Annotated in this window: 3 protein-coding genes; 2 read left to right on the forward strand and 1 reads right to left on the reverse strand. The window is 72.9% G+C overall.

From position 1 onward, the window contains the following. Positions 1-776 (forward strand): lytic transglycosylase domain-containing protein (locus HW577_RS23400; protein WP_198378513.1); only part of this gene is annotated, 776 nt, incomplete at its 5' end. 132 nt (positions 777-908) lie between these two features. On the opposite strand, the gene HW577_RS23405 is transcribed toward HW577_RS23400, so the two are convergent. Next, complete coding sequence (locus HW577_RS23405) at positions 909-1841, reverse strand: sterol desaturase family protein (protein ID WP_198378514.1); 933 nt, start codon at positions 1839-1841, stop codon at positions 909-911. Between the two features lie 92 nt (positions 1842-1933). Here HW577_RS23405 and HW577_RS23410 point away from each other — a divergent pair. After that, positions 1934-2697, forward strand: a 764-nt coding sequence (locus tag HW577_RS23410) for a creatininase family protein (protein ID WP_198378515.1), incomplete at its 3' end; no start/stop codon positions are given.

Here is a 2697-nt window from a genome sequence, read left to right on the forward strand (position 1 = left end):
CCGGCGGCTGGCGCGCGCTCGCGCTGCTGCAGCTCGGGCAGGGCGCGCGGGCGGAGGCCGAGCTGCGCGCGCTGTGGCCCGCCGCACGGGGCAATGCGGCGCTGCTCCAGGGCATGATCGCGGTCGCCTCGCGCGCGGGCATGACGCATCTCGGCGCGCAGCTCGCCGGCCTCGCGCAGGGGGCGGATGGGCGGCCGCGGGACTTCGTGCGCTTCCCGCTGCCGCGGCTCGACCCGCCCGAGGGCTTCCGCGTCGATCCCGCGCTGCTCTACGCGCTGGTGCGGCAGGAATCGAATTTCGACCCGGAGGCGGTCTCCCGCGCCGGGGCGCGCGGGCTGCTGCAGGTGATGCCGGCCACTGCCGCCTATGTGGCGAACGATCCCACCTTCCGCGGCGAAGGGGCGTCGCGGCTGCACGACCCGGCGCTGTCGCTCGAGATCGGGCAGCGCTACCTGCTCTACCTCGCGCGGCACGACACGGTCGGCGGCGACCTGATCCGGCTGCTCGCGGCCTACAATGCGGGGCCGGGGAACCTCGCGCGCTGGCTGCCGGCGGCGCGGCACCGCGACGACCCCTTCCTGTTCATCGAGGCGATCCCCGTGGAGGAGACGCGGCGCCACGTGCAGCGCGTGCTCGCCTATTCCTGGATCTACGCCTCGCGCCTCGGCCTGCCCTCGCCGAGCCTGGAGGCGCTGGCGCGCGGCGCCTTCCCGCGCGTCACCGGGCCTGAGGAAGTGGCCGAATCCCGCCCCCGCCGGGGGGTTGCGCTGCAGTAGCGCCGGGAGGCCGCCCGGGAACACCGTACGCGTCGGCACGGCGTGTCCTGTCCGCCCCCGCGGCGTGCGCGTCCCGTCCAGGACGAAGAATGCCTCGGCGAACCTCGGCCGCCGGCCGTCCCGCGCGGTCCGTCAGCGCGGCACGGCCGCCGCGGCGGGCGCGGACGCCGCGGTCGCTTCGTCCACGCCGAAGCGGAAGCGTTCATTCTTCGCGGGCAGGTAGAGCGTGCCGAACATCCAGTCCCACAGCGCGAAGACGGTGGCGAAGTTCTTATCGTGTTGCGCCGCATCGGCCGAATGATGGGCCTGGTGCATGTGCGGGCTGACCAGCACGTAGGACAGCCAGCGCGGAAAGGGCAGGGCGATGTGGCTGTGCCGCAGATGCGACAGGGCGAGGTTCCAGGCGAGAGTGAAGACGTTCACGCCGAGCAGCGTCAGCGGCGTGACCTGCGCGCCATAGGCGGTGGCGATGGCGCCCACCGCGAAGCCGTTCAGCAGCGATGCGCCGCCCATGTGCACGATCTGCTCCTGCGGCCAGAAGCGGAAGGCGGTGAGCGGCGTCAGCACCTCCGGCGCATGGTGCAGCCGGTGCGCGCGCCACAGCAGCGGGAAGCGGTGGAACAAGCGGTGCGACCAATAGAGCGCGAAGTCGCTCGCCATGAAGGGCAGCAGGGCGCAGAGCACCATCGCGACCGGCGTCTCGATCAGCGCGCCCTGCGCGGGCTGGCCGAAGACCGGCAGCAGCAGCAGGAAGGCGATGGCCGCGCCCGTCGCGCTCATCAGGAACAGCAGCGGCCCGGCGATGAAGGGCAGCGCCGCGTTCGCGGCGAAGCAGGCGAGGTCGATGCCGAGATGGCGCAGCGCGCGGCGCCCGTCGCAGGGCAGCGCCTGGCGGCGGATCTCGGCCACCGATCGCCCCGCCGCGAGCCCCATGCCGACCGCGGCGAGCACCGCGAGCAGGATGGTCGGCCACCAGAAGGGGGACCCCGGCTCGGTCAGCGTCCCGGCGAGCGAAACGAGCCATTGCCAGGCAGCGGTCAGCGGATCATAGGCGGGCCAGGTCATTTTCGCGACGGAGGTCAGGGAATGCGACGGAGCGCAGCGCATACCATGAAGCGGCAGGCCCTGTCTGCGCTCCTGTCGCGGGCGCGCGCGCGATGAGGCGCATGCTCGGCCTGGCGGGCCTCGCCCTGGCGGGGCTCGGCCTCGTCGCGGTGCTGCTGCTGCGCCCCCAGGCGCCGGCCGTGGCGCTGCCGGACAGCCTCGACATCTCGGACATGACCTGGATCGAGCTGCGCGACGCCATCGCCGCCGGCCGCCGCACCGCCATCGTGCCCAGCGGCGGCGTCGAGCAGAACGGTCCGCACATGATCCTCGGCAAGCACGACCACATCGTGCGCCACGCGGCGCGGCGCATCGCCGCCGAACTCGGCGACGCCCTGGTGCTGCCGGTGCTGCCCTACGCGCCGCAGGGCGGGCTCGACCCGCCCGAGGGCAACCGCCGCTTCCCCGGCACGATCGGCGTGGATGACGCGGCCTTCGCCGGCATGCTGGAAGGCATCGCCCGCAGCCTGCGCGCGGCGGGATTCCGCACCATCTGCCTGCTTGCCGACAACGGCGCTAGCCAGGCGCCGCAGGCGGCCCTCGCCGCGCGGCTCACCGCGGAATGGCGGACGGAGGGCGTGCGCGTCGTCGCGGTCGGCGCCTATTACCGCGCCATCGCGGCGCAGGACGCATGGCTTGTCGCGCAAGGGGAGCGGCCGGGCAGCATCGGCGAGCACGCTGGCATCGGCGACACCTCGGAACTCATGGCGGTGCATCCCGCGGGCGTCGATCTGTCGCGCCTGCCGGAGATCCGAAGAGCACACCTCTTAACTCTAGTTCCACTTCAATGTCACATGTCACATTCTCTTTCTACAAA

Source organism: Neoroseomonas rubea (genome assembly GCF_016106015.1).
In the GTDB taxonomy this organism is placed as follows: Bacteria; Pseudomonadota; Alphaproteobacteria; order Acetobacterales; family Acetobacteraceae; genus Neoroseomonas; species Neoroseomonas rubea.